21 protein-coding genes are annotated in these 21,031 nt (G+C 69.7%); 6 read left to right on the top strand and 15 right to left on the bottom strand.

The annotated features are described in order from the left end of the window. Window positions 1-63 precede the first annotated feature (63 nt). Together FAB82_RS22325 and FAB82_RS22320 are read right to left on the bottom strand one after the other, a co-directional pair. The gene (locus tag FAB82_RS22325; RefSeq protein ID WP_136536776.1) at window positions 64-474 is read right to left on the bottom strand and encodes a hypothetical protein; all 411 of its coding nucleotides are present in this window, start codon (window positions 472-474) and stop codon (window positions 64-66) included. Between the two features lie 170 nt (window positions 475-644). Beyond that, window positions 645-1,142, bottom strand: a complete 498-nt coding sequence (locus FAB82_RS22320) for a PepSY domain-containing protein (RefSeq protein ID WP_136536775.1) — start codon at window positions 1,140-1,142, stop codon at window positions 645-647. A gap of 131 nt (window positions 1,143-1,273) precedes the next feature. Between FAB82_RS22320 and FAB82_RS22315 the strand changes: the two genes are divergently transcribed. Beyond that, on the top strand, window positions 1,274-1,954 hold the full coding sequence (locus tag FAB82_RS22315) for a response regulator transcription factor (protein ID WP_136536774.1): 681 nt from the start codon (window positions 1,274-1,276) through the stop codon (window positions 1,952-1,954). Further along, window positions 1,947-3,443, top strand: a complete 1,497-nt coding sequence (locus tag FAB82_RS22310; RefSeq protein WP_136536773.1) for a sensor histidine kinase — start codon at window positions 1,947-1,949, stop codon at window positions 3,441-3,443. The genes FAB82_RS22315 and FAB82_RS22310 overlap by 8 nt, the downstream gene beginning before the upstream one ends. A gap of 488 nt (window positions 3,444-3,931) precedes the next feature. Here FAB82_RS22310 and FAB82_RS22305 read toward each other — a convergent pair whose 3' ends face one another. The 12 genes from FAB82_RS22305 to uraD all read right to left on the bottom strand — a co-directional run bounded on the left by FAB82_RS22305 (window position 3,932) and on the right by uraD (window position 14,955). Further along, on the bottom strand, window positions 3,932-4,303 hold the full coding sequence (locus FAB82_RS22305) for a tRNA-binding protein (protein WP_136536772.1): 372 nt from the start codon (window positions 4,301-4,303) through the stop codon (window positions 3,932-3,934). Window positions 4,304-4,406: 103 nt separating this feature from the next. After that, window positions 4,407-5,426: an allantoicase gene (alc, locus tag FAB82_RS22300; protein ID WP_136536771.1), complete on the bottom strand. Its 1,020-nt coding sequence runs from the start codon at window positions 5,424-5,426 to the stop codon at window positions 4,407-4,409. Beyond that, window positions 5,423-6,787 carry an allantoinase AllB gene (allB, locus tag FAB82_RS22295; RefSeq protein WP_136536770.1) on the bottom strand — a complete coding sequence of 455 codons (1,365 nt, stop codon included), beginning with the start codon at window positions 6,785-6,787 and terminating at the stop codon, window positions 5,423-5,425. Before allB ends, alc begins: the two co-directional genes overlap by 4 nt. Window positions 6,788-6,792: 5 nt before the next feature. Next, the gene (locus tag FAB82_RS22290) at window positions 6,793-7,191 is read right to left on the bottom strand and encodes an allophanate hydrolase-related protein (protein ID WP_136536769.1); all 399 of its coding nucleotides are present in this window, start codon (window positions 7,189-7,191) and stop codon (window positions 6,793-6,795) included. A gap of 89 nt (window positions 7,192-7,280) precedes the next feature. Beyond that, the gene (locus tag FAB82_RS22285) at window positions 7,281-8,300 is read right to left on the bottom strand and encodes an XdhC family protein (protein WP_136536768.1); all 1,020 of its coding nucleotides are present in this window, start codon (window positions 8,298-8,300) and stop codon (window positions 7,281-7,283) included. After that, window positions 8,297-10,513 carry a molybdopterin cofactor-binding domain-containing protein gene (locus tag FAB82_RS22280; protein ID WP_136536767.1) on the bottom strand — a complete coding sequence of 739 codons (2,217 nt, stop codon included), beginning with the start codon at window positions 10,511-10,513 and terminating at the stop codon, window positions 8,297-8,299. Before FAB82_RS22280 ends, FAB82_RS22285 begins: the two co-directional genes overlap by 4 nt. Then, the gene (locus FAB82_RS22275) at window positions 10,506-11,867 is read right to left on the bottom strand and encodes an 8-oxoguanine deaminase (protein WP_136536766.1); all 1,362 of its coding nucleotides are present in this window, start codon (window positions 11,865-11,867) and stop codon (window positions 10,506-10,508) included. Before FAB82_RS22275 ends, FAB82_RS22280 begins: the two co-directional genes overlap by 8 nt. Then, window positions 11,864-12,316 carry a (2Fe-2S)-binding protein gene (locus FAB82_RS22270; RefSeq protein WP_136536765.1) on the bottom strand — a complete coding sequence of 151 codons (453 nt, stop codon included), beginning with the start codon at window positions 12,314-12,316 and terminating at the stop codon, window positions 11,864-11,866. Before FAB82_RS22270 ends, FAB82_RS22275 begins: the two co-directional genes overlap by 4 nt. Then, on the bottom strand, window positions 12,307-13,170 hold the full coding sequence (locus FAB82_RS22265) for an FAD binding domain-containing protein (RefSeq protein ID WP_168801735.1): 864 nt from the start codon (window positions 13,168-13,170) through the stop codon (window positions 12,307-12,309). The genes FAB82_RS22270 and FAB82_RS22265 overlap by 10 nt, the downstream gene beginning before the upstream one ends. Before the next feature lie 41 nt (window positions 13,171-13,211). Further along, a complete protein-coding gene (pucL, locus tag FAB82_RS22260) occupies window positions 13,212-14,048 on the bottom strand; it encodes a factor-independent urate hydroxylase (protein WP_136536763.1) in 837 nt (278 codons plus the stop codon). A 50-nt stretch (window positions 14,049-14,098) separates the two neighbouring features. Further along, on the bottom strand, window positions 14,099-14,431 hold the full coding sequence (uraH, locus tag FAB82_RS22255) for a hydroxyisourate hydrolase (protein WP_136536762.1): 333 nt from the start codon (window positions 14,429-14,431) through the stop codon (window positions 14,099-14,101). Then, a complete protein-coding gene (uraD, locus tag FAB82_RS22250; RefSeq protein ID WP_211116776.1) occupies window positions 14,428-14,955 on the bottom strand; it encodes a 2-oxo-4-hydroxy-4-carboxy-5-ureidoimidazoline decarboxylase in 528 nt (175 codons plus the stop codon). Before uraD ends, uraH begins: the two co-directional genes overlap by 4 nt. A 214-nt stretch (window positions 14,956-15,169) precedes the next feature. On the opposite strand from uraD, the gene FAB82_RS22245 reads away from it, so the two are divergent. Beyond that, window positions 15,170-16,699: a PucR family transcriptional regulator gene (locus FAB82_RS22245; RefSeq protein WP_136536761.1), complete on the top strand. Its 1,530-nt coding sequence runs from the start codon at window positions 15,170-15,172 to the stop codon at window positions 16,697-16,699. A gap of 10 nt (window positions 16,700-16,709) precedes the next feature. Next, window positions 16,710-17,294, top strand: a complete 585-nt coding sequence (locus FAB82_RS22240) for a nucleotidyltransferase family protein (protein WP_136536760.1) — start codon at window positions 16,710-16,712, stop codon at window positions 17,292-17,294. An 11-nt stretch (window positions 17,295-17,305) separates the two neighbouring features. Here FAB82_RS22240 and ndk read toward each other — a convergent pair whose 3' ends face one another. Beyond that, the gene (gene ndk / locus FAB82_RS22235) at window positions 17,306-17,710 is read right to left on the bottom strand and encodes a nucleoside-diphosphate kinase (protein ID WP_136536759.1); all 405 of its coding nucleotides are present in this window, start codon (window positions 17,708-17,710) and stop codon (window positions 17,306-17,308) included. Between the two features lie 122 nt (window positions 17,711-17,832). Here ndk and FAB82_RS22230 point away from each other — a divergent pair, with 122 nt between their 5' ends. Next, on the top strand, window positions 17,833-19,467 hold the full coding sequence (locus FAB82_RS22230) for a glyoxalase/bleomycin resistance/dioxygenase family protein (protein WP_136536758.1): 1,635 nt from the start codon (window positions 17,833-17,835) through the stop codon (window positions 19,465-19,467). Window positions 19,468-19,576: 109 nt separating this feature from the next. Then, complete coding sequence (locus FAB82_RS22225; protein WP_136536757.1) at window positions 19,577-20,599, top strand: SCO2521 family protein; 1,023 nt, start codon at window positions 19,577-19,579, stop codon at window positions 20,597-20,599. Window positions 20,600-21,031 lie beyond the last annotated feature (432 nt).

Genomic DNA, 21,031 nt, shown 5'->3' with positions numbered 1-21,031 from the left:
TGAACCGCTCCCCTCCTCAATAAACGAGCGCCCATCTCGGGCGAGGGCGCGATGCAGGGCCTGTCAGACGTCGACCTCGACCCAGCCGTCGAGGCAGAGCAGGGCCACGTATCCGACGGTGTCGCCGATGTAGACCTCCAGCCAGTGGAAGCCTGCGCCGCAGTCGCCGCCGTACTCGCCGCCGGGGGTGGAGTCGCAGGCCGAGTAGTACCAGACCCCCGACTCCATGAAGGAGACGATGGCCGAGTCGGTCGAGGGCGCCTCCCGGATGCGGACCTCGGTCCGATCGGTGGCGGCCGCGCAGTTGACCTCTTCGGCGTCGGACTGTTCGATGTCGGTGGTGGAAGCCGAGATCGAGCCGTCGGGCTCGAGCAGCTCTGTCTCCTCGGCAGCGACCGGGGCAGCGGTCGCGAAGAACAGCGCCACCGCGGCACCGAATACCGCCAGCGCGCCGAACACCTTTGTTCGTCCCATGTTTCGTTCCTCCTGAGTCGGCGGGGGGATCCCGCAACGCTCATGCTTCCATCCCAGCATTGGACATTTAGTGCAAACAGTGACGATTCTCGGCGCGGCGTCGGGCGTGTCCTCAACGTCTTGCCGTGTCCCGCGCCTGGACGGCGCGGGACACTGACAGCGATTCGGACCTAGTCGTCGCCTCCGTCGACCTCGTCGTCATCGTCGTCGGGGCCGTCATCGTCCCCGTCATCGGCGCTGTCATCTTCATCATCGGGTTCGTCCGCATCGTCGGCGTCGTCCGCGACCGCGTCGATCACCGTGCCATCGAACGCGTCCACCGTGATGTCGTAGTCGATGCCGTCGGCGTCGACCACCTCGACGACCCACACCGGGGCGTCGGCGGTGCCTTCGAGTTCGACGTCATCGACCGTGCCTTCGATTTCAGTGAGGGCCGCGTCGATGGCCTCGTCGGCCGTGTAGGCATCGGCCGGGAGTTCGGACTGGGCGAGGTCGTCGCCGTCGTCCGTGTCTTCGACCGCGTCCTCGTATTCGGCCGCGTCGGTGAGCCGGGGGTCCGCGTCGTCGGATTCGGCGGCGTAGGCCGCCGTGGCGCCACCTGCCAGGAGCAGGGCACCCGCGCCACCGGCAATGATCCAGGTCCTGCGGCGATTCGTGAGCTTGTTCATCTCGCGTCCTTTCGGGAATTGAATCGGTATCGGATGTCCACCAGCGTGCCCGGGCGTACCTGAAGCGAAGCTGAAGAGACCTGAAGCCGACTTCAGGTGCGCTTCAGGTTTGGTGTGTCAAGCTTCCCGACATGCGCTTGCTGATGGTGGAAGACGAGCAGCGGATGGCCGAGATGGTCGCCGCGGCGCTCACGGCCGAGGGATACGCCGTGGACCTCGCCCACGACGGGCGGACCGGCCTCGCGATGGCGCGTGCGACTGGCTACGACGCGATCATCCTGGACCTCATGCTGCCCGGACTCAACGGCTACCAGGTGTGCTCGGCCCTCCGCGAGGACGAAAAATCCACGCCGATCCTCATGCTCACCGCCAAAGACGGCGAGTACGACGAGGCCGAGGGCCTCGACACCGGCGCCGACGACTACCTGACCAAGCCGTTCTCCTTCGTGGTCCTCCGGGCCCGCATCCGGGCCATGCTGCGGCGCGGTCCGGCCGCAGCCGCTCCGACCATGTGGCGCTTCGGCGACCTGGTCGTCGATCCCGTCACCCGGGCCTGCCAGCGCGGCGAACAGGCGGTGACACTCACCGCCAAGGAGTTCTCGGTCCTGGAATACCTCGCGAGCAGGGCCGGAACCATTGTGTCCAAATCGGAGATACTCCACCACGTGTGGGACTTCGCCTATGACGGTGACGTGAACATCGTGGAGGTCTACATCTCCAATCTGCGGCGCAAGATCGACGCACCGTTCGGGCGGTCGGCGATCAATACGGTGCGCGGGGCGGGCTACCGATTGGCGGCCGACGGTGGCTGAGTTCAAGCGAGGTTGGCGGCCGCAGTCGGTTCGGGCGCGCACCACACTGGCCGCCACCGTGGTGGTCACGCTGGCGCTGGTCGCCGCCGGGATTCTGGTGGTCGCATTGCTTCGCGACAACCTGTATGGCAGGGCGGAGCTGACCGCCGAGGTCAATGCCCGCTCGGTCGCGGGTCAGTTGGCTTCCGGGGTCGATCCCGCAACGCTGGATCTGCCGGATGACGAGGAGGCGGTCCAGGTGGTGGACGCTGACGGCCGACTGCTCGCCTCGAGTGAGGAGCTGACCGGGGATGGCCCGGTCGCGGATTTCGCGCCGCCGAGCGACGACGGTTCGAGTCCTCCTGAGGACCAGGACGATCAAGATGACCAGGCTGATTCGGACGACTCCGACGACGGTGGCGATGACGACCGGGACGACGAGAGCGGGGAGAGCGATGACGACTCGGCCGAGAGCGGCGCGGTGGGATCCGAGGTCACGTACGCGACTCTGAACGTCCCCGGGGAGGAGGCATTCTACCGGTTCGCCGCAATCACGGCCGACACCCCGAACGGGGAGGTCCTCACCGTCTACTCGGGTGCCTCTCTGGAGACGCAGGAGGAGGCCGTCGACAGCGTGGCGGCGGCCATGTTGTGGGCACTGCCGGCGCTGCTCGCGGTCGTCGCGGTCGTGACGTGGCTGGTGACCAGGCGGGCGCTGCGTCCGGTCAGGGCCATCCAGAGCGAACTGGTCGAGATCACCGGCGGCGATCTGTCGCGCCGAGTGCCGGTGCCGGACAGCCGGGACGAGATCCACGATCTCGCGGTGACCACCAACTTCACGCTGGGGGCGCTGGATGCGGCGGAGTCCCAGCAGCGGCAGTTCGTCGCGGATGCCTCGCATGAGCTGCGCAGTCCGCTCGCGATCCTGCGGACTCAGATTGAGATCGCCCAGGACCATCCGGACCTGCTGGACCTTGAGGCGACGCTAGCGGATGTCATTCGCCTGCAGGATCTCGCGGCGGATCTGCTGCTGCTGGCGAGGCTCGATGCCGGGGAACGGCCGCCGCATGTCGCGGTGCCGTTCACGGAACTGGTCCGTGAGGAGGTGGCCCGCCGCGCCGCCGCCGAGCGGGTGCCGGTGCGGTTGGAGTTGGAGGAGGACCTGACGGTCACGGGGGTGCGGAATCATCTGTCGAGGGTGATCGCGAACCTCCTGGACAATGCCGGTCGCCATTCGCGGGGCGCGGTCGCGGTGCGGCTGGCTGCGGAGGACGACGGCTGGCTGCGGCTGGAGATCGCCGACGATGGCAATGGCGTTCCGGTCGAGGAGCGGGCGCGCATTTTCGACCGGTTCGTTCGGCTGGACGAGTCCCGCAGCCGCGACGACGGCGGAGCCGGCCTGGGCCTGGCGATCGTGCGCGACGTCGTCTCCGCGCACGGCGGTGCGATCGAGGTCGCGGACGCCCCGGAGGGAGGTGCGATGTTCACGATCCGGCTTCCCCGCACGTGATGGCGGTGGTGCGGTTGAGGGTTTCATGGAGCGCTGCTACTCGCTGGTGGGCAACCAGATCCGGCGGTTCGCGGTCGGTGAGCCGCTGGAGAATGTGGTCGAGAACGGCTACTGAGGAAACGTGAACGGAGGGTCCCGGCAAATCGGACATCTGAGGACCCCCACTTCAAACGTACGTGGAGGGTGTGACGCCGCGGGAAGGTGAACGGAGTTTCCCGGCGAAACGGACATCCGGGAACCCCCACTTTCAACGCTACGTCGTGGGTGTGACGGCGGGGGAATGTGAGCGGAGGGTCCCGGCATTTCGGGCATCGTCGCGTCCCCCGGATTCAACGCTACCGGCGAAGTGCGACATTGGTGCGTGGGCTTGGCGAAGTGCGACATTGGTGCGTGGGTTTTAGGGCCTCGGGTTCGCGCGGGCGGTGCGACTGCGTTGCTTCGTCTTCGCGGGAGCCGTCGCAGAGGGGCACAGCGGCACAGCGGTTCGTTCAGGCGATTCTTGCTCCTAGCGGGACCTTGATGTCGGGAGCCAGGAGGACTACCTCGTCGGTGCCCTCGATCGGGACTCCCAGGACCAGGACCTCGGATTTGAAGCCTGCGATCCTTCTCGGGGGGAAGTTCGTCACCGCCACCACGGTTCTCCCGACCAGGTCTTCCGCCTGGTACAGGGCGGTGATCTGGGCACTCGACTGCTTGATTCCGGGGTCGCCGAAGTCGATCCAGAGCTTGTACGCGGGCACGCGCGCCTTCTCATTGACCTCGGCGCGGTCGATGCGGCCGGTGCGGATCTCGGTGCGGAAGAAGTCCTCGACGGTCGACTCCTCGACCGTCTGCTCGGCAGTCTGCGATTGTTCTGGCATCCGGCGAGGATAGCTCCCGGCCTACCGCGCCGAATCCTACCGGTTTTACCTGGGATTTCACTCCGGTGGATTCGGTTCGCCTCTGGGGGCCGTGGCGATTCCTCTATTTGGTCCCCTCGAAACGCTCCCGCATCTCCTCGAGCGCCTCCGCCGTCAGCCTGCCGAACAGCCGCAGCCTCGCCATGCCGCCGTCGGGGAAGATATTGAGCCGCACCGCGGTCGCGGGCCGGGCACTTTCGAGGATGAAGCGGTGCGGGGTGTCGGGTTGAAGGACCGTCTTCGGCAGGAGTTCGAACTCCTCCTCACCGTCGAAGGCCTCGATCGAGGCCCAGCCCGGCGCGTTGTACTTCAGGTGGGTCGTGTCCAGCTCGGCCACGCGAATGATCCCGCGCCCGGCCAGCGCCACGTCCAGCCATTCGTTGCCCTCCGCGCGCCGGCGCGCGGTCTCCCAGCCGTCGGCCTGGCTCGCGGCCAGGCCGGGCATGATGGCGCCGGTCGGGTTGGAGTAGAACGTGTTCGATGCATCGGTAACCATGGCGCCGTTGACCAATGCGGCAAGGTCGAGCGGCAGGTCCGCGAAGCCGGATGGGTCGGGGATCGGGGTTCCGTGGACGCGTAGGCGGGCCACTCCCCCGTCGGGGTGGATGTTCAACCGGACGTGGGTGAAGCGTCGATCCGGTTCGACTTCGTATTCGTTTCTGCTGTCGCCCTTGGCCGCCGCTGGGGCGACGATCGTGGTCCATTCGGCCGCTTGCAGCGCTGCGACGGACGGGTGGCCGTCGACGGTGCATGCCTCAATGGAGACAGCGGGCGGGTAGTTGCCGGTGAAGTAGGCGGTGTCGGCGACGATACCGCTGATCGTGCCGCCGACGCCGAGGCGGATGATGGCCCAGTCGTGGCCGTCCTCGCGGCGGCGGCGGGTCTCCCAGCCGTCGTATACCTGTCCCTTGTGGCCGAAGGTGTGGGCTTGGTGGACGACGGGGTAGGGCCGGACGAGACTTTCCTTCTCGGCGAAGGACTCGTCGTTCGCGGCGAGGACGGCGCCGCCGAGGGCGCGGGCGGCGAGGTCGGGGAGCGCGGTGAAGTCCGCGCCGGTGCCTCCCGATTGGGCGGTGAGCGTCATGTCCGGCTCCTTTGCTGTCGCGGACGCCGCAGTTGGCGTCCTCTTGGGGCGGATTCGGTGTCGATCTTCTTGCCTCGCAGCCAGGTCGCGCTCACCTGGCCGTGGAGGGTCCGGCCCGCGTACGGGGTAATCGGATGGCGGTGGTGCAGGTCTTCGGCGCGGACCTGCCATTCGCGGTCCGCGTCGAACGCGACCAGGTCGGCGTCGGCACCGGCGGCGATGCGGCCCTTGTGCTCCAGGCCTGCGAAATCGGCCGTCTCCTTCGCCATCCAGCGCACCACGTCCCACAGGGTCAGGCCCCGGAGCCGCGCCTCGCTCCACACCAGCGACAGGCCCAGTTGGATCGAGGAGATGCCGCCCCAGGCCGTGGCGAAGTCGCCCGATTTCATGCTCGGCGGGCTCGGTGAGTGGTCGGAGACGATGAAGTCGATGTCGCCTCCGATGAGTCTCTGCCACAGCGCTTCCCGGTTCGCTTCGCCGCGGACGGGCGGGCAGCACTTGTACTCGGTCGCTCCGTCCGGGACGGTTTCGGCGGCGATCGTGAGGTAGTGCGGGCAGGTCTCGGCCGAGATGCGGACGCCCTCGAGCCAGGCCTCGTAGATCGCTCCGGCGGCTTCGGCCGCCGACAGGTGCAGGATGTGGACTCGCGCGCCGGTCTCGCGGGCGATGTCGATGACGGTGCGGATCGCGCTGGTCTCGGCCTCGGGCGGCCGGGTGCCGAGGAAGGTGTCGAAGTCAGGTGCCGCTTCGGTCTCGTGCAGGTGGTCGGGGTTCTCGGCGTGGACGAGGAGCACGGTGCCCAGTTCGGCCACGACCTGGCAGACCTGTCTGATCTGGGCGGCGTCGAGCGGCGGGAATTCGTCGACTCCGCTTGGTGCCGTGAAGCATTTGAAGCCGAAGACTCCGGCCTCGTGCAGGCCCTTGAGTTCATCGGTGTTCCCGGGGATCGCTCCTCCCCAGAAGCCGACGTCCACATACGTCTTTCCTTTGGCCGCCGCGCGTTTGACGTCGAGCGCCGCGGCGTCGACGGTCGGCGGGAGGCTGTTGAGGGGCATGTCGATGAGGGTGGTGACCCCGCCCGCGGCGGCGGCGCGCGTGGCGGTCGCGAAGCCTTCCCATTCGGTGCGGCCCGGCTCATTGACGTGGACGTGGGTGTCGACCAGGCCGGGCAGCAGGGCGGTGTCGCCGAGGTCCTCGGTGTGCCGGGCGGGGATGGCGTCGTCGTAGTCGCCGATGACGGCGATGCGTTCGCCCGCGATGGCCACGGCGGCCGGTCGTTCGCCGTCGGGCAGGACGGTCCGCCGGGAGCGGATCACCAGGTCGTAGACGACCGGCGCGGAGATGTCGCTGTCAACCGACATGGGGCTCATGACGCATCGGTCTTGGAGGCCAGGTAGGCCCGCCAGGAGCCGTACGCGGTGATGTCGATGAGTTCGGGCAGGTCGGAGCATTCGCGCCGCAGCCGCATCCCGAGCGCTTCGGTGCCGTCGGCCAGGCCGACGACGCCGAGTTCGAGGTCGGCCGGTTCGGCGGGAAGCAGGGATTCGCGCAGGACGCGCAGGTCGATGTCGTACAGCTCGCCTTCGATGGTGGCGCCCTCGCCTGTGCCCTCTCCTGCGGGTTCGAGGGCGGGGTGGTCGTCGCCGACGGAGTGGAGGCGGTAGATCGGCAGGGTCTTGGCAGGCCCGACGAAGGGGGCGCCGCCGATGAGGTGGTGCAGGTTGCCGCCCTTCATGCCGCCGCCGTTCAGGAACATGTGGACCATGGTCGCCTCCGATGCTGGTAGATGAGTTGTGCTGGCCGGTGCTTCGGCCCGCCGAAATGTCGGCTTCCGGCGGGTCCGATGCGGTGGTGTCAGTGGTGGATAGGGCCGGTGGAGGTGGTGAGGAAGCCGGCGTTCGCGCCGTTTCGGACGGCGACGATCTCGGCCAGGATCGACAGCGCGGTCTCCTCGGCGGTCCGTCCGCCCAGGTCGAGGCCGATCGGGGCGTGCAGGCGGGCGAGCTCGGCTTCGGTCACGCCGTTCTCCCGCAGCCGCGCGAGCCGTTCCTGGTGCGTGCGCCTTGATCCCATCGCGCCGACGTACCCGGCCTTGGACACGAGCGCCCGTTCGAGCAGCGGAATGTCGAACTTCTCGTCGTGCGTCAGAACGCACACGGCCGTGCGTTCGTCCACCGTGGTCTTGTCGAAGTGGCGGTGCGGCCAGTCGACGATCACCCGGTCGGCGTCGGGAAAGCGCAGCTCGGTGGCGAACACCGACCGGGCGTCGCACACCGTCACATCGAAGCCGCAGAACTTCGCGGCCCGGGCGACGGGGGCGGCGAAATCGACCGCGCCGTAGACGAGCAGCCGGGGCGGCGGTGCGTAGACCTCGACGGCGAATCGCCCGTCCCGGCCCGACGTGGCAGGCAGGTCCGCCGCGCCGATTTCGAGCGTCCCGGTGAAGCCGTTGCCGCCGATCGCCAGCGCCGCACCGAGATCGGGGCCTTCGACGGCGCGGTAGAGCGTCACCGCCTCGCCCGCGATGATCGCGTCGAGGGCGGCGGCGATGGCCGCGTCGTCCGCCTCGACCCGGACGATGAGGACGTCCATCGATCCGCCGCAGGTCAAGCCGACCGCGAAGGCGTCCTCGTCGGAATAGCCGAACGATTCGACCGCCGCCTGCCCGGATTCGAGAATTTCCTGGCAGCGGGTGTAGACGGCGGCCTCGACGCAGCCGCCCGAGACGCCGCCGACGACCGCTCCTCGACCGTCGACGGCGAGCGCGGTGCCGAGTGGTCGCGGCGCGGAGCCGGAGACGCCGACGAGGGAGGCCAGCGCGAACGGGCGTCCCTCCCGCATCCAGTCGCGCAGTTGTGTGGCGATTTCTTTCATGGCTGCCTCACCAGGTGTCGTGTCAGGTGTTCGGGCCTGACAGGGACGTGGGTCAACGCCAGGCCGGTGGCGTCGCGGATCGCGGCGACGATGGCGGGCGTGGACGAGAGGGTCGGTGGTTCGCCGGCGCCGCGCAGCCCGTAGGGCGCGGCCGGGTCGGCGTTCTCCACGATCTCCAGCCGCATCGGCGGCATGTCGAGGATGGTCGGGATGAGGTAGTCGGTGAAGGAGGCGTTCTTGACGACTCCTGCGTCGACGATCATCTCCTCCATGACGGCGAGGCCGAGTCCTTGGGCGCTGGCGCCGTGGATCTGGCCTTCGAGGGCGATCGGGTTGAGGATCTTGCCGACGTCTTGGACGCAGGTGAGGTCGACGACCTTGACGAGTCCGAGCTCGATGTCGACGTCGACGGTGGCGCGGTGGACGCACAGGGCGAGCTGGACGTGCGAGTCGCCTTGGCCGGTCACGGGGTCCATCGGTTTGGTGGGTCGGTGGCGGAATTCGCGGGTGGCTTCGATGGGTCCGTCGGCGAGATCGTGAGTGGCCCAAAGTTCGCGGACGGCCTCGGAGGCGGCCTTGACGGCGCCGCCGGTCATATAGGACTGGCGGGAGGCGGAGGAGGATCCGGCGGAGCCGACCTTGGTGTCGACCGGGAGCAGTTCGACGCGGTCGATGCCCAGTTCGGTGCGGACGATCTGCGCCTGGATGGTCTGGTGCCCTTGGCCCACTTCGGCTGCGGCGGTGTGGACGTAGGCGACGGGTTCGCCGTCGACCAGTTCGAGCCGAATGCGGGCGGTGGAGAAGTCGTCGAAGCCTTCGGAGTAGCAGACGTTCTTGAGGCCGACGCCGTAGCCGACGCCGCGCACGACGCCCTCGCCGTGGGTGGTGTTGCCGGTTCCGCCGGGCAGTTCGATGATGTCTCGCCCGGCCGGGATCGCCGGGGCCGGGATCGCGGCGAAGCGGTCGAGCAGGTCGACCAGGGGTGAGAAGGGTGCGTTCTCGTTCGGTACGTCAATACCAGGCTCTTGAACGACCTGACCGGTGATCAGCTTCGAGCCCTGGTGCATGGCGTTGCGGCGGCGGATTTCGAGGGGGTCGAGGCCCAGCTCCTCCGCCAGTGCGTCCATTTGGGACTCGTAGGCGAAGCAGGTCTGGACGCCGCCGAAGCCGCGCATCGCCCCGCACGGCGGATTGTTCGTCCGCGTGCCCCAGGCCTCGACCGCCACATGCTCGACCTCGTAGGGCCCCACCGCGAGTGATGCGGCGTTGCCGACGACGGCGTCGGTCGTGGAGGCGTAGGCGCCGCCGTCGAGCACGATCTGGGCCCTGACGTACACGAGGCGCCCCTCGGCGTCGGCGCCGTGTTCGTAGCGCATGCGAGCGGGGTGGCGGTGGACGTGGCCGAGGAATGACTCGGCCCGGTCGTACATCATCTTGACCGGCTTGTCGGTGGCCAGTGCGAGCATTGCCATGTGGACCTGCACCGACAGGTCCTCGCGGGCGCCGAAGGCGCCGCCGATCCCGGCCATCTCCAGGTGGACCTGTGATTCCTTCAGGCCCAGGCAAGGTGCGATCTGTTCCTGGTCGGAGTGGAGCCATTGGGTGGCGACCCGCAGGTCGACGCCGCCGTCGGGGCGGGGCAGGGCCAGACCCGACTCGGGGCCGAGCGGCGCCTGGTCCTGCATGCCGACGACGTATTCGCGGGCGACGACCACGGCGGCGGTGGCGGTGTCGGGGTCGCCGACCTGGAGCGGCTGGTGGCGGAAGTACTCGCCGCGGCGGACCGCTTCGGCCGGGTCGCAGAGCGGTTCGAGGACCTCGTAGTCGACGGTGATGGCGTCGGCGGCGCGGCGGGCGGTGTCGAGATCGGTGGCGGCGATGATCGCGACCGGCTCGCCCTGGTAGTTCGCCATGGTGTCGGCGAGGACGGGCTGGTCGTCCTCGATGAGGCCGTAGGTGCGTTTGCCGGGGACATCGGCGGCGGTGAGGACGGCCGCGACTCCGGCCATCGCTTCGGCGGCGGCCGTGTCGATCGAGCGGATGCGGGCCTTGGGGTGGGGGCTGCGCAGGGTGTGTCCCCAGAGCATGCCCTCGGCGGCCAGGTCGGAGGCGTAATCGAAGTCCCCGTTGACCTTCGGCAGCGCGTCGGCCCGGATCGCGGATTGGCCGACGGCATTGCTCGTTGGGGTCGGAAGCGGTGTGGGCTCAGGCATCGACGGCCTCCCTCAGTTGGGCGCTGGCGCTGCGCAGGTTCCGGGCGAGTTCGCCGGTGTCGGCGGTGGTGAGCGTGCCGTCCTCGACCACGCTCCGGCCTGCGACCGTGAGCAGTTTCAGCGGCGCGGGCGGGCCGAGCACGAGCGCGGCGACGGGGTCGGCGATGCCGGCGTGTCCCAGTCCGTCAAGTTGCCACAGTGCGATGTCGGCCTGTTTTCCGGTTTCGAGCGAACCGATTTCGGTTTCGCGCCCCAGGACTCGGGCGCCGCCGATGGTACCGAGCTCGAGTGCGGTCCGGACGTTCATGGCGTGCGGTCCGGCGAGTTGGCGGGCGGTGTAGACGGCTTGGCGCAGTTCCTCCCCGAGGTGTCCGGCCTCCTGACTGGCGGCGCCGTCGACGCCGAGGCCGACCGGGACGCCGGCGGCGAGCATGGCGGGCACGTCGGCCAGTCCGGTGCCGAGCCGGGCGTTCGAGGACGGGCAGTGGGCGACGCCGGTGCCGGTGTGGCCCAAGCGTTTCTGGGCGTCGGCGGAGAGGTGGACGGCGTGGGCGAGCCACACGTCGGGAGCGAGCCAGCCGAGCGAGTCCATGTATTCGACGGGGTCGCAGCCGTGGACGCTCTGGCAGAATTCGGCCTCGTCGAGGGTCTCGCACAAATGGGTGTGGAGCCGCAGGTCCTTCTCGCGGGCCAGGACCGCCGATTCGCGCAGCAGGTCGGTGGAGACCGAGAACGGCGAGCAGGGCGCGACCGCGATGCGCAGCATGGATTCCGGCGATGGGTCGTGGTAGCGGTCGACCGCCTCGGCGGTGGCCATGAGGGCGGCGTCGATGTCCTCGACCAGGTGGTCGGGCGGGAGCCCGCCGTCGGAGGCGCCCCGGTCCATCGATCCGCGCGCCAGATGGAGGCGGACGCCGATGTCGGCGGCGGCCGCGACCTGCACGTCGATGAGGTCGGCCGCTTGGCCCGCGGGGTAGACGTAGTGGTGGTCGGCGGCGGTGGTGCACCCGGACAGGGCGAGCCAGGCGAGCCCGGCCCGGTTGGAGGCGCCGACGTGCTCGGGCCGCAGGTGGGCCCACACCGGGTAGAGATCGACCAGCCATTCGAACAGGGTGTGCTCGGTCGCGTAACCCCTGGTCGCCCACTGGTAGAGGTGGTGGTGGGTATTGACGAGGCCGGGCGTCGCCAGGCAGCCGGCGCCGTCGATGCGGTGCGCGCCGGGCAGATCCGGGGCCGGACCGGGGCCGACGGCGGTGATCCGGCCGCCGGAGATGACGATGTGGCCGCTGTCGTATTCGCGCCTCTGGGCATCGACGGTCGCGATGGCCGCGTTCTCAATGACCATCGGGCTCATCTGGAGGCCTCCGCCGCGTGGTGGACCGCGTCGATGATCTTCTCGTAGCCGGTGCAGCGGCACAGGTTCCCGGCCAGCGCCTCCCGGATCTGCGGATCGGACGGGTCGTCCTCGCGTGCAAGAAGGTCCGCGACGCTCACCAGCAGCCCCGGGGTGCAGAAGCCGCACTGGACCGCGCCGCACGCGACGAACGCGTCCCGCACCGGCTTCGGCACGGCGCCCACGACGGTCTTGACGTCGCGGCCCTCGCAACCGGCGGTCGGCACCAGGCACGCGCACACCGGATCGCCGTCGAGCAGGACCGTACAGGAACCGCATTCGCCCTGCTCACAGGCGTTCTTGGAGCCGGTGCGGCCGAGCCGGTCGCGCAGCGTCTGCAGCAGGCTCTCCCCGGGCCGGTCGATCTGGGCGGTCACGTTCTCGCCGTCGATGTGCAGTTTCAGTTCCATTCGGCGCTCCTCTCCTCGAAGGCGGCCCGCCAGGTGCGGCGCAGCGCGCGTGCGGCGCACACGGCCAGCGCGTGGCGGCGGTAGGCGGCGGTGCCGCGGACGTCGTCGATCGGCCGGGCGGCCGCCGCGACCAGGTCGCCGAAGCGTTCGACGGTCGCGTCGGTGAGCCCTGCGGGTGCGGCCCAGGGCAGTTCGAGTTCCTCGGCGGGAAGAGCGCGCAGCGGGGTGGGGCCGGCCGAGCCGATGCCGGTGCCGACCGTTCGGCGATCAAGGTCGAGGGCGAGCGCGAACGCGCAGACCGAGATCACCATGGCGTTGCGGGTGCCGACCTTGAGGAACTGCTGCGGGCCGGCGGCCTTGGGCACCGTCACGGCGGTGATGATCTCGCCCGGGCGCAGCACCGAGCGTTTGGGGCCGGTGAAGAAGTCGTCGATGGCGACGGTGCGACGGCCCTCGGGTGCGGCGATCTCGATGTTCGCGCCGGTCGCGAGCAGCGGCGGATGCGCGTCCCCGGCCGGTGAGGCGGTGGCGAGGTTCCCTCCGACGGTGCCGCGGTTGCGGATCTGCGGGGAGCCGACGGTGCGGGAGGCTGCGGCCAGTCCAGGTAGTGCGGTGGCGAGTTCGGCGACGATCCGGGCGTAGGGGACGCCGGAGCCGATGCGGATCGCCGTTCCCTCGTCGGTCCAGGTGCACAGCTCAACGATCGCGGTGAGGTCGAGCATGGCCTCGGGGCGGATGTGGCGGTAGTTGACGCCGACCATGAGGTCGGTGCCGCCGGCGACCGGGACGGCCTCGGGCCGCTCGGCCAGGAACCGCAGCGCGTCGGCGGTTTCCGTCGGCCGATAGAAGATGATCGGTCGGTCGGTCGAAACCGCCCCGGCCGCTCGAAGCGCGGTCATGACGTCTCCCTCCGGACCGTGCCCTCGATGAGTCCGTAGGGCAGGTCCCCGGCCTGGAAGACCACGCCGGGGTTGTCTATGCCGAATCGTTCGAGGTCGAACTGGTAGTGGTGCCGATTCGGCAGCGACAGCCGTACCTCGCCGACCTCGGGGATCGCCTCCAGTATGCGCTCGCCGATGGCGTAGAGGGTCTGTTGCAGCGACAGCGAGTAGGTGCCGGCGAACGCGGCCAGGAGGGCTCCCCGGGCGGCGGCGAAGGCCCGGTCGTAGTCGAAGTCCTCGGTTGCTCCGACGTAGGTCCACCGGGCGTTGACGGCCGTCGCGAGGATGCGGTCGGAGGTCTCGGGCAGGGTCGTGAACTCGTCGACCAGGAATCCGCCGAATTCCGAGTCGGTGCTGTTGAGCAGGAGGAGGTCCCTGAGGCCGGCGACCGCTTCGACGCGTTCGCCGTCGTAGACGACCTCGCAGGTGCGCAGCTCGCCGCCCTCGCCGCGGGAGAACGAGTGGTCGCCCAGTCGCGACCAGGCCTGCTCCTCGATCTGGACGCGGGCGGTGCGGATCGGCTCGGCCCGGTCCACGAAGTGGCGGGCCAGGCGCTCCGCGAAGGACTCGATCGGTCCGATCCCGTCGCGGGCGAAGGCGTAGACCGTGTTCTTCTGCGTATCGGTGGGCAGGACGTTCGCATTGTCGCCGGTGAAGTGGGTGGCGTCCAGGTCGCCGGAGAGCGCGGTGTGCACGGTCAGGTCGCGGATGGCGTGGCGCGGAGTCTCGCGCTCGACCCTGACGAGCCGGACGCCGGACTTGCCGTAGTTGTTGCCGCCCAAGGAAAACACAGAGAACGCTCCAGTTCGGGTGGTGGGGATCGGAAAGGGCACCTCGCCGCTCAACTGCCCCGGTACGTCGAGTACGCGAAGGGGCTGAGCAGCAGCGGAACGTGGTAGTTCTGGGCCTCGTCGTCCACGGCGAAGGCCACGACCACCTCGGGGTAGAAGCTCTCGACGTCGCGCTCGGCGAACCAGGTTCCGGTGTCGAAGCGCAGGCGGTGGAGCCCGGACAGGATCGGCCAACCGCCGATCCGGCCGTCGGCGTCGGTGACGCCTTCGCGGACCGCCACGAATTCGCCGTCTTCCTCCTCCTGCCAGGAGAGGGTCAGGCGGACGCCTTCGGCCGGACGGCCATGGGCCGCGTCGAGCACGTGGGATGACAATTGGCTCATGCCCGCACCGCCTTTCCGAGTCGGAGCAGGACGATCTTGCGCAGCTGCACGGAGGCCTCGTACGCCTCGGTCTGGGAGTCATTGCCCAAGCGGCGCTTGGCCTCGGCCAGGATCTCTTCGCCGGTCAGGCCGGTCGCGCAGATGAGGAAGACCCGGCCGAACCGGTGCTCGTAGGCCTGGTTCGCATCGGCCAGCGCGGCCCGCACGGCCTCGCCGGAGGCCAGGGCCCGCGACTGCTCGCCGCGGGACCAGGCCGCCCCGGTCCGCTGCCCGGTGCCGGCCGGCTGGACGGGCCGGCCGATGCGGGGGTGCGCGGCGTGGGCGACCTCGATCTCGGCCTCGTCCAGTTCGTCGAAGGCCGCTCCGGCTGCGGCGAGGAGCGCGGCGAGGGTCCCGTACGGCCGTCCGGAGACGACCTTCCGGGCCCACTGTGCCGAAGCGCAGCAGGCCAACAGGCCTTCGGTGACGGCGTCGGCCGCCAGGGTGTTGAACTCCCCGAGAGTCCACATCGGCGCCTCCTGCATCGGTCTCATTGTGCTCTGCCCGCGGGCCGCGCGCAGGCTGTCGCACCAGTGAAGCCGACTGGTGCGGTCCGGGCCACTGTCGCACGCTATGAAACCTTGATTTCGCATTCGTTAAATGCTGGAGGATCATCCAAGTCGGCTTCGCGAGCAGCGCTATCGTGGGTTTTTAGCGACAACGGCGCCGCCGTAGGCGCCGGAACCCCTGGGGGTCACCTTGAGACTTCGCTCCCTGCTACAGATGCCCGAGCTGGGGCTGACCCTGCTTTCGGGCACGCACCACCTCGACCGGGAGATCCGCTGGGTCGTCCCGACCGACCTCCAGGACCCGCGCCGCTACCTCTCCGGCGGCGAACTGGTGCTGACCGGGATGATGTGGCGCAGGGCCCGGGACGACTCCGATACGTTCGTGCGCAACCTGATCGCCGCCGGCGTCACCGCGCTCGGCGCCGGCGACCACCCCGATTTCCACACCGTCCCAACCGATCTGGTCGATGCCTGCGAGGCGCATGATCTGCCTCTGTTCTCGGTCGACGCGGCGGTGGCGTTCGCGGAGATCACCGAGCGGATCGTGCAGCGGCTGTCGGTCGGGCGCTCGGGCGACCTGGCCTCGCTCCTGGACCGCCACCGCCAGCTCATCGCCGCCGACGGCATCGGGCAGATCCTGGAACTCATCCACGACGAGTTGGGCATGGAGTGCCTGGTCATGTCCCCCACCGGGCGGCCCATTCGCGGCTCGCTCCCGCTGTCGGAGCCCGACCGGGCCACGGTCGTCTCCCGCGCCCACACCGCCGAACGCCTGCCGCAGCGCGTCACGCTGGACCGGCACCGCTGCTACTCGGTCTTCGGCATCGGCTCGACCATTCACACCGGCCGATTCCTGGTGATCGATGACGACCACACCCAGTGGCCGCCCGAGCGTCGCCTGGTCGCCGAGCAGCTGTCGGCGCTGCTCATGCTCGAGCTGGACGACCCGGCCATCCGGCCCGCCAGCCACACCGAACTCATCGCCGCCATCGCCGGTGCGGGCACCGACGACGACGCCCTGCGCCGCGCCGGACTCCCCTTGGACGAGCCGATGACCGTCATCGTCGCGACCGGCGAACCGGTCGAACGGCGCGAGGTCGTCATCGCCGAGGCCCTGGCGTGCGGCGACGACGAGGACTCGGACCCACTGGACATGCCGGTCGCGGCCTGGGCCACGAAGGGGGCCGAGACGATCGCGGTCCTCTCGGGGCCCGCCGGGGCGCCCACGGAGCGCACCCGCCTGGTGGAGTGGACCCGCCGCTGCGCCGAGATCCTGTCGTTCGGCGGCGCCGGCGCGATCGGCGTCGGCCTGGCCGACCCGGTCCGCTCCCCCGAGTCCCTGCGCGGCGCCCTCGAACAGGCCCGCCACACCGCCGCGCTCGCCAAGCCGCGCCCCGGCTGCGTCGACGTCGCCGAGCCCGACCACCTCGTCTCCCACCGGATGCTCCTCGCCGCCGTCCCCGCCGACGTCAGCCGCGCCTTCCGCACCCGGGTGCTCGACCCGCTCATCGAATACGACGCCCGCCACCGCTCCGACCTGCTGCCGACCCTGCGGCGGTTCCTCGAATGCGACGGCTCCTGGCGCCAATGCGCGACGAGCCTCCACCTGCACGTCAACACCGTCCGCTACCGAATGCGGCGCGTCGAACAGCTCACCGGACGCGACCTGCGCAATCCGCTGGACCGCATGGATCTGGCACTCGCGGTGAGCCTCGAATAGAGGGAGATGCATGAGTTACGCAGGACTGGTCCTGGCCGCCGGCGCGGGACGCCGGTTCGGACAGCCGAAGGCGCTGGTCGAATACGACGGGCGGAGCCTGCTCGACCGGGCCGTCGCCACGCTGCGCGAGGGCGGGTGCCGCCAGGTCCTGGCCGTGCTGGGCGCCCAGGCGGAGCAGGCGATGGGGGCCGCGAAGGAGCCGTTCACGCCGGTGCTCAATCGCCGTTGGGGCCAGGGCATGTCGACCTCGCTCCAGGCCGGGCTCGCGGCCATTCCCGAACGGTACGACGGTGTCGTGGTGACCCTCGTCGACCTGCCGCACATCCGGCCCGAGGCGGTGCGGCGCCTCATCGCGGCCGCCGACGACGGCGCGGAGCTCGCCGCGGCCACCTACGACGGTGAGCGGGGCCACCCGATGTTCTTCTCCCGAAAGCACTTCGACGGCATCGCGGCCGACGCCGCGGGCGACCGCGGCGCCCGGAACTACCTGGCCGCCAAGGCGGCTCTGGTCCGGGAGGTGCCGTGCCCGGGCGACGCGGGCGACATCGACACCCCCGCCGACCTCACCGCCCTCGAAGGCGGAGCCGCCGCCTAACGTGCCTCTGACTAGCTGAACCAGAGGTCGATCTCGCGCTTGGCCGACTCCTCGGAGTCGGAGGCGTGGATCAGGTTCTGCTGGTTGGACAGCGACAGGTCGCCGCGGATCGTCCCGGCCTCGGCCTTGCGGCCGTCGGTGGCGCCGGCGAGCTGCCGCACCACCGGGATCGCCTCGTCGCCGACGGCGATCAGGCTCACCAGCGGACCGGACGTCATGAACGCCTTCAGGCCCGGGTAGAACGGCCGGTCCACGTGCTCGGCGTAGTGGGCGTCGGAGAGCTCGGAGCTCATCGTGCGCAGCTCCATCCGCTCCACCCGCAGCCCTTTGCGCTCCAGACGGGCGAGAACCTCGCCGATGAGCCCGCGCTTCACAGCGTCGGGTTTGATCAAGACGAGCGTGCGCTGCTCGGCCACGGCGACTCCTTCAAGTAACTGTCGGATTTCGTCGTCATACTAAGCGACGTTGTGCGCCTTGCCTCACCCACGTACCATTCACGGTGAAACCCGGTTTCCCAGTTGTGGATGAGGTGTCGGCAATGCGGCAGCCCCCCAGACCAGCACCGCGGCAGGCTCCCAAAGCCGCGAATAACAAGGGCGGCTCCAAGGGAGCCGCCAGAGGCGGGGCCAAAGGCGGCGCGAAGGGTGGAGGCAAAGGCGGAGCCAAAGGTGGCGCGAAACCGCGCACCGGCACCGCACGTAAGGCCGCGCCCGCGCAACGCGGCAAACAGCAGCAAGGCCGCCCCAACAGTGCCGAACAGCTACGGCAGCAACGCATCATGCTCGACCAGCAGCGCCGCCAGCGCGAACTGCGCTGGTTCGCCGCCAACCACACCGCGACGAGTCAGCTGCACGCCGCCCAGCACCACTCCGCGGGCGGCGACGCGATCGGCACGGTCCTCAACGGGGACAGGCGGCTTCGCTGGCGCACCTCCTACGCGGTCGGCGCATTCACTTTACTGATTCTGTCGTTCTTCTTCGCTTCCATGTCGATCGGCGCGCAAAGTGTCGGCGTCGCGGTGCTGGCGTTCCTGTGCCTGGCCGGAGGCATCGCGTTCATCACCGTGGAATTCTCGGCGCGGCGCTTCCCGGCGCCGGTGCCCGCACCGCCGAACATCGGCCAGCACAAGCTCGAAGACCTGATCGTGGAGGACGACCCTCCGCGCCCCAAACCGGCCCCCGACCAGCGGACGGCCACCCTCGACGCCCTGAACGACATGTTCGAGCCCGAGACGAAGGCTCCCGCGACCGAGCCGAAGGGTCCCACAACTGAGTCGAAGCCGCCGGTTCCCGAAGCGAAGGCTCCTGCAGCCCAGTCGAAGCCGCCCGAGCCGAAGGGTCCGGAACCCGCTCCGGCGCCGGGAGTCGAGGCCAAGGTTCCCGAGCAGGCCGGCGGGGTCGAACCTCCCCCGGAAACCGTCCCGGCCGACCCTGGGCCCGGTCCGGCCGAGCCCGTTGCGGCCGAGCCCATTGGGGAAGTGGTTGCGGCCGAGACACCTCGGCGTCCGATCGTGATCGAGCAGGTCACCGGTCCATTGTCGGAATCCGAGGCCGGGCCGGTCGACGAACTCGAGATGATGTCTGAGGCGATGCCGCCGGAACCCGTGACCACGGCCGCTTCGGGCGGGTTCGACGCCGACGATCCGGGGATGGCCTTCGACCTCTCGTCGCCGCCACCGATCGAAGAGGCGTCCGCGTTCAGGTCGGCGCCCACGCCTCCCCGCCAGCGCATCTCCCCCGAACACGGCGCCTCGCTCCCCGACGGACTGGCCGAGCTGCTGCTGTCCGAGCAGCGCCTCGACGGCACCGACGTCACCGATGTCGCCGCCACCCTGGTGGTCGCGGACCTGGAACGGTCGATCGAGTTCTACAGGGACGCACTCGGTCTGTCCATCACCGATCGAACGGACGAGGCGGCCATGCTCGACGCCGGGTTCGGGAAGATCCTGCTGTGGGAACGCGCGGACGCGCCACCCGGCGAGACCGGCGTCATGCACCTGACTTTCGAGGTCGGCGACATCGACGCGGCGTTCGCCGAGATGAACCAGGCCGGCGTCGAGTTCCTGCACCTGCCGCGCACCGCGCTGCTGGGACAGAACTACGAGATGCGGGCGGCATCCTTCCGCGACCCCGACGGTCACGGACTGGCGATCACCGAACACCGGGAACGCTAATGCGCCGCATCCCGACCCCGGGACGCACCGGTCCCCCAGGCCGACCGGGCCGAACCGCCGACTTACCCGCTTTCGGTTGTCACCGCGTCTGAAGGGAAGTGGTCCGTCCATGCTCGTCGTCGGGGAGATCATCACCGCGCTCCTGCCGCACTCGCGGCCGCTCACTCCCGAACAGGCGCGGCAGGCGCTCGCTCTCGCCGTCGGTGAGAGCGTCGTCCAGTGGGCGCGGCCCGTTCCGCACACCGCCTCGCCGACGCTGCTGCACGGCGTCGACTGCAAACTGCCGCAAGGGCCCCGGGACGACGGCAGGGTCACCGACGCCGCCGCCGACAACGGCTCCGTGCGCGGAGTCGGCACGGTCTGCTCCCGCGCCGTCCTCACCGGCGGGCACCTCCTCCAGGGGTCGGCCTGGACCGCGATCACCGCGCAGTACCAGCCCCGCCGCATGCCCTGGTCGTACTACCTGGCGCGGCCCGGCAAGGTCAATCCCATCGGGAACCTGGACGCGGGGCGCCTCGCCCGGGGCTTCCTCTACGCCGACGCCCGCCGCGACCGCACCGGCCTGCTCGACACCGCCGCCATCGCCAAGCACTCCATCCACGATGTCCTGGCCTGGCAGCACCTCGACCAGCGCCCGCCGATCAAGACCGGTGCGAAGCGGGTGCGCTGGGCGGCCATCGCCGAACCCGGCATGGTCTCGGAGGTCGCCTTCCGCCTCGTCGACGGCGACCGACGCCGGATGAGCATGACGACCGGTGCCGTCGACCCCGAACAGCTCGCCTCTGCGGCAGAGGATCTGGCGGTCCACGACTGGCTGCTGACGGCAGTCCAGGAGCGGATCCAGCGATCCAAGATCGGCGAGGACTCCCGGCACACCCTGCAGACGCTGCGTCCGGTCGTCGACCATCTGCTGCATCTGTGGTCCCCCGGTTCGCGGACCAGCCACGACCTTCAGTTCATGTGGGACTCATTGGAGGAGCGCCCGGGCCTGACCCGGCAGTGGACCACCATGACCGAGCGGGTGCGCTCGCAGATCGACTTCGGCGCGGCCGACCTCGCCGACAAGGTTCTGTCGATCATCGAACGCAATCCCCGGATCCTGGGCGGCGGCAACGGCGAACCGGGCTTCTAGGCCAAGGCCCGAAACTTCCCCTTCGATGGGGCATCGGGCTTTCGACTGAGCGCCCTCGGGTGCGGGTGCGGGTGCGTGCGTGTGCGTGGGGCGCTTGGGGAGGCCTGCATTGGGGGTGGGGGCGCTGGCGGGGGCGGTGCCAGTGGAGGGTCGTTCTGCGCTAAAGGCATCGGCGACGGCAGCGGTGGGGACGGGCGCGGCCTCCGTGCCCGTCCGCGGGGAGGGGGGAGGGTCGGAGGCGTGGCGGGATGGCGGGGTGCGGGGGTGCGATCGTGCGGTGCGGTCCCGGTGGCGGTCGTGGCGAGAGGTGTTGTGCCGCAACCGTTCCACGGGGCGGATGTGACCGGCGTCTCTTTGTCGTAAGTGGATCGGGTTTTGTCGTAAAAGTAGTATTGAGGTACGCACAGAGATATGGAATTGGTACAGCAGTCG

Origin of the sequence: Glycomyces buryatensis, from assembly GCF_004912275.1 — a bacterium.
Taxonomy (GTDB): Bacteria; Actinomycetota; Actinomycetes; order Mycobacteriales; family Micromonosporaceae; genus Glycomyces; species Glycomyces buryatensis.
The sequence above is the reverse complement of the archived record's forward strand: the minus strand, read 5'-3'. Positions and strand labels throughout refer to the sequence as shown.

Excerpts from the sequence above, each read along its gene's own strand:
- FAB82_RS22325 (WP_136536776.1), bottom strand. The coding sequence starts at position 474 with ATGGGACGAACAAAGGTGTTCGGCGCGCTGGCGGTATTCGGTGCCGCG.
- FAB82_RS22320 (WP_136536775.1), bottom strand. The coding sequence starts at position 1,142 with ATGAACAAGCTCACGAATCGCCGCAGGACCTGGATCATTGCCGGTGGC.
- FAB82_RS22315 (WP_136536774.1), top strand. The coding sequence starts at position 1,274 with ATGCGCTTGCTGATGGTGGAAGACGAGCAGCGGATGGCCGAGATGGTC.
- FAB82_RS22305 (WP_136536772.1), bottom strand. The coding sequence starts at position 4,303 with ATGCCAGAACAATCGCAGACTGCCGAGCAGACGGTCGAGGAGTCGACC.
- alc (WP_136536771.1), bottom strand. The coding sequence starts at position 5,426 with ATGACGCTCACCGCCCAATCGGGAGGCACCGGCGCGGACTTCACCGCG.
- allB (WP_136536770.1), bottom strand. The coding sequence starts at position 6,787 with ATGTCGGTTGACAGCGACATCTCCGCGCCGGTCGTCTACGACCTGGTG.
- FAB82_RS22290 (WP_136536769.1), bottom strand. The coding sequence starts at position 7,191 with ATGGTCCACATGTTCCTGAACGGCGGCGGCATGAAGGGCGGCAACCTG.
- FAB82_RS22285 (WP_136536768.1), bottom strand. The coding sequence starts at position 8,300 with ATGAAAGAAATCGCCACACAACTGCGCGACTGGATGCGGGAGGGACGC.
- FAB82_RS22280 (WP_136536767.1), bottom strand. The coding sequence starts at position 10,513 with ATGCCTGAGCCCACACCGCTTCCGACCCCAACGAGCAATGCCGTCGGC.
- FAB82_RS22275 (WP_136536766.1), bottom strand. The coding sequence starts at position 11,867 with ATGAGCCCGATGGTCATTGAGAACGCGGCCATCGCGACCGTCGATGCC.
- FAB82_RS22270 (WP_136536765.1), bottom strand. The coding sequence starts at position 12,316 with ATGGAACTGAAACTGCACATCGACGGCGAGAACGTGACCGCCCAGATC.
- uraH (WP_136536762.1), bottom strand. The coding sequence starts at position 14,431 with ATGAGCCAATTGTCATCCCACGTGCTCGACGCGGCCCATGGCCGTCCG.
- uraD (WP_211116776.1), bottom strand. The coding sequence starts at position 14,955 with ATGCAGGAGGCGCCGATGTGGACTCTCGGGGAGTTCAACACCCTGGCG.
- FAB82_RS22240 (WP_136536760.1), top strand. The coding sequence starts at position 16,710 with ATGAGTTACGCAGGACTGGTCCTGGCCGCCGGCGCGGGACGCCGGTTC.
- FAB82_RS22230 (WP_136536758.1), top strand. The coding sequence starts at position 17,833 with ATGCGGCAGCCCCCCAGACCAGCACCGCGGCAGGCTCCCAAAGCCGCG.
- FAB82_RS22225 (WP_136536757.1), top strand. The coding sequence starts at position 19,577 with ATGCTCGTCGTCGGGGAGATCATCACCGCGCTCCTGCCGCACTCGCGG.